Source organism: Sphingopyxis solisilvae (assembly GCF_015475875.1).
GTDB lineage: Bacteria > Pseudomonadota > Alphaproteobacteria > Sphingomonadales > Sphingomonadaceae > Sphingopyxis > Sphingopyxis solisilvae.
Genome location: NZ_JADKYM010000021.1, coordinates 47,493 through 53,492 on the forward strand (window position 1 = coordinate 47,493; position 6,000 = coordinate 53,492).

The following is a 6,000-nucleotide window of genomic DNA, read 5'->3' on the forward strand; positions in this document are numbered from 1 at the left end:
GTCGCGCCTAACTCCCCCGCGGCCCGAACAAGATGATCGCCGCGCCGCCCAGGCACACCGCGGCGCCGATCAGGTCCCAGCGGTCGGGTTTGGCGCCTTCGACCGCCCACAGCCACAGCAGCGCGGCGACGATGTAAACCCCGCCATAGGCGGCGTAAGTGCGCCCCGCATGTTCGGCATCGACCAGCGTGAGCAGATAGGCGAACAGCGCCAGCGACGCCATGCCGGGGACCAGCCACCACACCGGCTTGTCAAGCCTGAGCCACGCCCAGAAGGCAAAACAACCCGCGATCTCGGCGAGTGCGGCGGCGATATAGGCAAAGGCGGTCATCGGCCGACCGTGGCGCGTTGCCTGACGAAAGGGAAGGGGGCTGTAAAGGAGGGCGTAGGCGGCTGTCGGCTTTGGGGTGGGGAGTGGACGTTAAATCCTCCCCACTTGTGGGGAGGTGGCAGCGCGAAGCGCTGTCGGAGGGGGCTCGCGTCCTTGTGCCACGCAGCTTGAGGCCGCTAACCCCCTCCACCGCCTTCGACGGTCCCCCTCCCCGCAAGCGGGGAGGACTTCTTAAGTCCGCAACCGGTCGCTACCCGCCATCGTGCTCGCCCGACAAAAAAGGGGCGACCAATCGGCCGCCCCTTCCTTCTTTATCGTTGCTTCCGAAAAATCAGAACGCGAAGCCGACGCCCGCGACAAAGGTGTCGAAGTCGCCGAAGTTGCTGATGAACTGGTGGCGATATTCGGCCTTGGCGTACAGGTTCTGGCCCAGCTTGTGCTGGTAACCCGCGCCGACATAGGGATCGTCGATGTCGCTGAAGGTGTAGCCGCCGGTGATGTAGGCCTTGCCGTTCGCGCCAACCTTGGCGCCGACGCGGCCGCCGGCCGAGAACTGGACGTCCGCACCGTCGACGAGCACCTTGTCGCCCGCGACTTCGGCGCCGACAAACGCGGCCGAGCCGAGGTCGAAGTCATAACCGGCGGCGAGGCCGAGCGTGCCTTCCTCGATGCCGTTGCCGGTGATCAGGCCGCCGCGCACTTCGACGCGGCCTTCGCCGCCTTCGGCAGCCATGGCGGGGGTTGCAACGATGGCCGTCAGGAGAGCGGCTGCAACTGCGAATTTCTTCATTTTGTTTTCCTTCTGCTTTTACCTGGCCACGCCCTTTGGGTCGCGGTCCACCGCCTAAATGGCGTTCGCGGCTGTCGCTTCAATGAACGGATCGTTCAGAATGTGACAATTTTCTTACCTGTGTTATTTTTACCACACAGTATAGAATAGGTATGCAATCGCAACGCGCCGAATCTGGCGCTTAACTGCCGATTTGAGGTGTGGCGATCGCGATCCGACAACGCCGGAGGGTGCATGATTCAGCCCAGCGCGGCCTGTTTCTCTTCCGCAATCCGGTCGAGTTCGGCGCGCGTCGGCTTGGTTGCGGCGCTCTTGAGTTGCCCGCACGCGGCCATGATGTCACGCCCGCGCGGGGTGCGCACCGGCGCCGAAATCCCGGCCTTGAAAATCAGGTTGCTGAACGCGCGCACGCGATCGGGTGTCGAGCATTCATAGGGGGCGCCGGGCCAGGGGTTGAAGGGGATCAGGTTGACCTTCGCGGGTAGCTTGTATTGCTTGATCAGCCGGACGAGCTCGCGCGCATCGGCGTCGCTATCATTCTTGTCCTTCAGCATGACATATTCAAAGGTGATGCGCCGCGCATTGTTTGCGCCGGGATAATCGGCGCACGCCTGCAGCAGTTCCTCGATGCCATATTTCCGGTTGAGCGGCACGATCTCGTCGCGCACTTCCTTGCTCACCGCATGCAGCGAGACAGCAAGATTGACCCCGATCTCTTCGCCCGCGCGCACCATCATCGGCACCACGCCGCTGGTCGACAGCGTGATGCGGCGCTTCGACAGCGCGAGCCCGTCGCCGTCCATCACAATCTTGAGCGCGCCCTTGACCTCGTCGAAATTATAGAGCGGCTCGCCCATCCCCATCATCACGATGTTGGTGAGCATCCGCCCGTCGGCGGTGTAATGGCCGACCGCATCGTCGTCGGCGTCGTCGTCTTCGGGGTCGGCACCGAAACCGGCCATCGTCCCCTTCGGCCATTCGCCGAGCGCGTCGCGGGCGAGCAACACCTGCCCGACGATCTCGCCCGCTCCCAGGTTGCGCACCAGCCGCATCGTGCCGGTGTGGCAGAAACGGCAGTTCAATGTGCAGCCGACCTGGCTCGACACGCACAAGGTTCCCCGATCGGCGTCGGGGATGAAAACCATCTCATATTCCTGGCCGTCGGCGGCGGCGAGCAGCCATTTGCGCGTGCCGTCGCTGGACACCTGCGCCTCGCGCACCGTCGGGCGGCCGATGATGAAGCGGTCGGTCAGCCAGGGGCGCATCGTCTTGGCGATGTCGGTCATCGCTTCGAAATCGGTGACCCCGCGGTGGTACATCCAGTGCCAGATCTGCTTGGCGCGCAGCTTCGCCGCCTTTGCATCCAGCCCCGCTTCGACCAGCACGCCGCCGATCGCGTCGCGGGTCAGACCGACCAAGTCGATGCGGTTGCCGCCGCGCAGCGGGACGGTGCCCGTCGTGACGGGGTCGATATGGCCGGGAATCTGCATGATGGGCGGGCATATAGGGGCGAAGCGCCGAAAGCGCAATTCGGCGCGGTATGGCGATGCAGGGCCATGTTCGCCTGCGACAAATCCGGGGCCGCGGTCGTGCCCTGATCGCGGCCCCGGTGCGGTCACCCCCAAGGCGGGGTGGCCGCTCAGTTCCGGGCCGCTGCGACGCGGACGGATTCGCTGCGGGTTGCGCCCGCAATCACCAGATCGGCTTCGGCGCTGGCGACACGCAGCGTGTCGCGGCGGCATTGGCGGACGTCGTTCTTGCCCTTGAGGTCGAAATCGGATGCGCTGCCGCACACTTCGGCGACCGCGCGCCAGATGCGCCGGTCAAGGCTTTTGGTTCCCGCCTCGGTCCGCAGGTCGAGGTCGCGGTGCTGGACGGCGATCGCCGGATTGGCGGGCGTCGTTTGCGCAGTGGCGGGCTGACCGAGCGATACGGCGGTCAGCGCGGCGAGGATCATCAGCTTTGTCATCTTCTGTCTCCATCGGCCGGCGGAGGAGGGGAGGAAGCCGGCCAATCGGAAATAGGCGATCGCTCGGGACAGCAGGAGCAACGATGTTGCGCAGTCGTTCTGCAAAATTGCAGAATGAGGCGGTCGGCGTTATGGCGCACAGGAAGCGGCATGTACGACTGGAACGACCTCAAGGCCTTTCTCGCGGTGGCGGAAACAGGCAGCACGCTGGCGGCGGCACAAACGTTGCGCGTCAGCCAGACGACCGTCGCGCGCCGGATTGCCGCGCTGGAGGCGGCGACCGGGCTCAATTTGTTCGAGCGACGGCAGGCGGGTTATGCGTTGACCCCGGTCGGCGAGGCGATGCTGGCGAGTGCGCAGGCGGTGCGCGATGCCGCCGACCGGTTTGACGAAGCGGCAGGTGCGACGTCGCGCGACGCCGGCGGCACGGTCAGCCTGACGACGATGGAAATCTTTGCGGTGACCGTCTTGCCGCCGATCCTGCGCGACCTGCGCGCCGAACATCCGGCGATCCGCATCCAGCTCGACACGTCCGACGACCAGCGCGACCTGGCGGCAGGAGCCGCCGACATCGCGATCCGCAACAGCAAGCAGCCGACGGGCGCGGGGCTGGTCGGGCGTCGCATCGCCGACAATCCCTGGACCGTCTATTGCAGCCGCGATTATGCCGACCGCCACGGTATTCCGCACACGCGCGACGAACTGGCGGCGCATCCCTTCATCGGCGGTGGCGGCTATGTCTGGGAACCCTATCAGGCGTGGCTCCGCCAATATGACCTCGAAGGATCGGTGGTGATGAAATATGACACCGGCACCGGGCTGCTCGCCGGGGTCCGCTCGGGGATGGGGCTCACCATCCTGCCGGGCTTTATCGCCGACCGCGAACCCGATCTGATCCGCTGCATCCCGCCGCGGAGCGACGATACAACCGGACTATGGCTGCTGACCCACGAACGGTTGCGGCATGTCCCGCGGGTGCGGCTGGTGCTCGATTTTCTGGCGAAGGAACTGATGAAGCTGGCGCGCGACCATTGAACGGTCAGCGCAGCCGCGCACACCCCAGCGCGGCGGCGTCGATGGCGGTTGCGGCGCCGCGCAGCCGGTAAGTGTCGGCGATCGCGCCGCCCGCGGGCGTGGCGCTCGTCACGCTCATGCTAGGCGCCGATCGCATGGCGGCGATGATCGCGGCATCCATCCGCGCGTCGCTGGCCCAGCCGTGCGCGCCGTTGCCGGTCAGGATGAAGCGGCGGCTGCCGATCGTCAGGCGGAGGTCGCGGTTCGCCGCGCGCGCTTTGGACAGCCGGACATAGAATTGCCCGCGGATTCGCGATTTCGGCCAGTAACCGACGCTGGCGTAGGCCTTGATCGCGGGCCGCCCGACCGTCGCAGAGGGGGCTGCGATCGCATAGCAGCGCGCAGCGGCCGGGTCGCGAAACGCACCCCAGCCGTCGAAAACGCCGAGCGCGTCACGCGGCGCCGCCAGGGCGGCCAGCGGCAGTATCGCCGCGATTGCGAAAAGAGGGGCCAGGCGCCGCATTGCGCCTCGTTTGCGCGAATGGGGATGCTTTGCAAGCATGGCTTGCGCCCGCCGGTGCGTTCGTTAAGGAAGGTGGACATTTTCGGGGGACGGGATTCGGGGGATTTCCCCGTCCGCCCGGACTCTCCAGGGATTTCTCCCGCACGGTACAGGGACGATGTAACAAGATGAAAGCGACGATCGAACGCGCGGTGCTGCTCAAGAGCCTCGGCCACGTCCAGTCCGTGGTCGAACGGCGGAATACGATTCCCATTCTGTCGAACGTCCTGATCGAAGCCGACGCGTCGGGCCAGCTCAAATTGATGGCGACCGACCTCGACCTGCAGGTCGTCGAAACAATCGCGGCGAAGGTCGAAACCGCTGGCACGACCACCGTATCGGCGCACACCTTGTTTGAAATCGCCCGCAAGCTGCCCGAGGGATCGGAAGTCAGCCTGGCCGCTGCCGAGGGCAAGATGCAGGTCAAGGCCGGCCGATCGAACTTCAACCTGCCGACCTTGCCGCGCGACGATTTTCCGGTGATCGCCGAGGGCGATTTGCCGACCAATTTCGAACTGCCGGTGGCGGAGTTGATCCAGATCATCGACAAGACGCGCTTTGCGATCTCGACCGAAGAAACGCGCTATTACCTCAATGGGATTTTCCTGCACGTCGCCGAGGACGCGACCGGACCGGTGCTGAAGGCCGCGGCGACCGACGGCCACCGCCTCGCGCGCTACACCGTCACGCGGCCCGACGGCGCCGCCGGGATGCCCGACGTGATCGTGCCGCGCAAATGCGTCGCCGAAATCCGCAAGCTGCTCGACGAAGCCGAGGGTAATGTCGAAATCAGCCTGTCGGCGAGCAAGATCCGGTTCCAGCTCGGCAATGCCATCCTGACCTCGAAACTGATCGACGGGACGTTCCCCGACTACAGCCGCGTCATCCCGACCGCGAACGACAAGCTGCTCAAGGTCGATCCGAAAAGCCTGTACCAGGGCGTCGACCGCGTCTCGACGATCGCCAGCGAAAAGACCCGCGCGGTCAAGGTCGGGCTCGACAAGGACCGCATCACGCTCAGCGTTACCAGCCCCGAAAACGGCACTGCGGCCGAGGAAGTGGCGGCGGGTTACGACAGCGACGCGATGGAGATCGGTTTCAACGCACGCTACCTCAGCGATATTTTGGGGCAGGTCGATGGCGACAGCGTCGAACTGCACCTCGCCGACGCCAATGCGCCGACGCTGATCCGCGAGAGCGAAAAGAGCCCGGCGCTTTATGTGCTGATGCCGATGCGGGTTTAAGAGCCCGCTACAAGTTCCGTCATTGCGAGCGCAGCGAAGCAATCCAGAGCGGTTTACGCTACTCTGGTTTGCTTCGCTGCGCTCGCAATG

At 65.2% G+C, this 6,000-nt stretch carries 7 protein-coding genes; 2 read left to right on the plus strand and 5 right to left on the minus strand.

Annotation, left to right across the window (positions count from 1 at the left end; genetic code table 11):
• Positions 1-7: 7 nt before the first annotated feature.
• From IR187_RS13550 to IR187_RS13565, 4 genes are all read right to left on the minus strand, one after another.
• On the minus strand, positions 8-331 hold the full coding sequence (locus IR187_RS13550; RefSeq protein ID WP_194955108.1) for a YnfA family protein: 324 nt from the start codon (positions 329-331) through the stop codon (positions 8-10).
• A 331-nt stretch (positions 332-662) separates the two neighbouring features.
• Positions 663-1,121 carry an outer membrane protein gene (locus IR187_RS13555; protein WP_194955109.1) on the minus strand — a complete coding sequence of 153 codons (459 nt, stop codon included), beginning with the start codon at positions 1,119-1,121 and terminating at the stop codon, positions 663-665.
• A 239-nt stretch (positions 1,122-1,360) separates the two neighbouring features.
• A complete protein-coding gene (gene rlmN / locus IR187_RS13560) occupies positions 1,361-2,611 on the minus strand; it encodes a 23S rRNA (adenine(2503)-C(2))-methyltransferase RlmN (protein WP_194955110.1) in 1,251 nt (416 codons plus the stop codon).
• A 149-nt stretch (positions 2,612-2,760) separates the two neighbouring features.
• On the minus strand, positions 2,761-3,090 hold the full coding sequence (locus IR187_RS13565; protein WP_194955111.1) for a UrcA family protein: 330 nt from the start codon (positions 3,088-3,090) through the stop codon (positions 2,761-2,763).
• A gap of 150 nt (positions 3,091-3,240) precedes the next feature.
• On the opposite strand from IR187_RS13565, the gene IR187_RS13570 reads away from it, so the two are divergent.
• Entirely contained in the window at positions 3,241-4,125 is an 885-nt protein-coding gene (locus IR187_RS13570) for a LysR family transcriptional regulator (RefSeq protein WP_194955112.1), read from the plus strand.
• A gap of 4 nt (positions 4,126-4,129) precedes the next feature.
• Here the strand turns inward: IR187_RS13570 and IR187_RS13575 are convergent, their stop codons facing one another.
• The gene (locus tag IR187_RS13575) at positions 4,130-4,627 is read right to left on the minus strand and encodes a hypothetical protein (RefSeq protein WP_194955113.1); all 498 of its coding nucleotides are present in this window, start codon (positions 4,625-4,627) and stop codon (positions 4,130-4,132) included.
• A 167-nt stretch (positions 4,628-4,794) separates the two neighbouring features.
• Here IR187_RS13575 and dnaN point away from each other — a divergent pair, with 167 nt between their 5' ends.
• Positions 4,795-5,910: a DNA polymerase III subunit beta gene (gene dnaN, locus IR187_RS13580; protein ID WP_194955114.1), complete on the plus strand. Its 1,116-nt coding sequence runs from the start codon at positions 4,795-4,797 to the stop codon at positions 5,908-5,910.
• Positions 5,911-6,000: the final 90 nt, after the last annotated feature.

Bases quoted from the DNA above. Each gene is read 5' to 3' on its own strand.
- IR187_RS13550 (WP_194955108.1), bottom strand. From the start codon at position 331: ATGACCGCCTTTGCCTATATCGCCGCCGCACTCGCCGAGATCGCGGGT.
- IR187_RS13555 (WP_194955109.1), bottom strand. From the start codon at position 1,121: ATGAAGAAATTCGCAGTTGCAGCCGCTCTCCTGACGGCCATCGTTGCA.
- rlmN (WP_194955110.1), bottom strand. From the start codon at position 2,611: ATGCAGATTCCCGGCCATATCGACCCCGTCACGACGGGCACCGTCCCG.
- IR187_RS13565 (WP_194955111.1), bottom strand. From the start codon at position 3,090: ATGACAAAGCTGATGATCCTCGCCGCGCTGACCGCCGTATCGCTCGGT.
- IR187_RS13570 (WP_194955112.1), top strand. From the start codon at position 3,241: ATGTACGACTGGAACGACCTCAAGGCCTTTCTCGCGGTGGCGGAAACA.
- IR187_RS13575 (WP_194955113.1), bottom strand. From the start codon at position 4,627: ATGCGGCGCCTGGCCCCTCTTTTCGCAATCGCGGCGATACTGCCGCTG.
- dnaN (WP_194955114.1), top strand. From the start codon at position 4,795: ATGAAAGCGACGATCGAACGCGCGGTGCTGCTCAAGAGCCTCGGCCAC.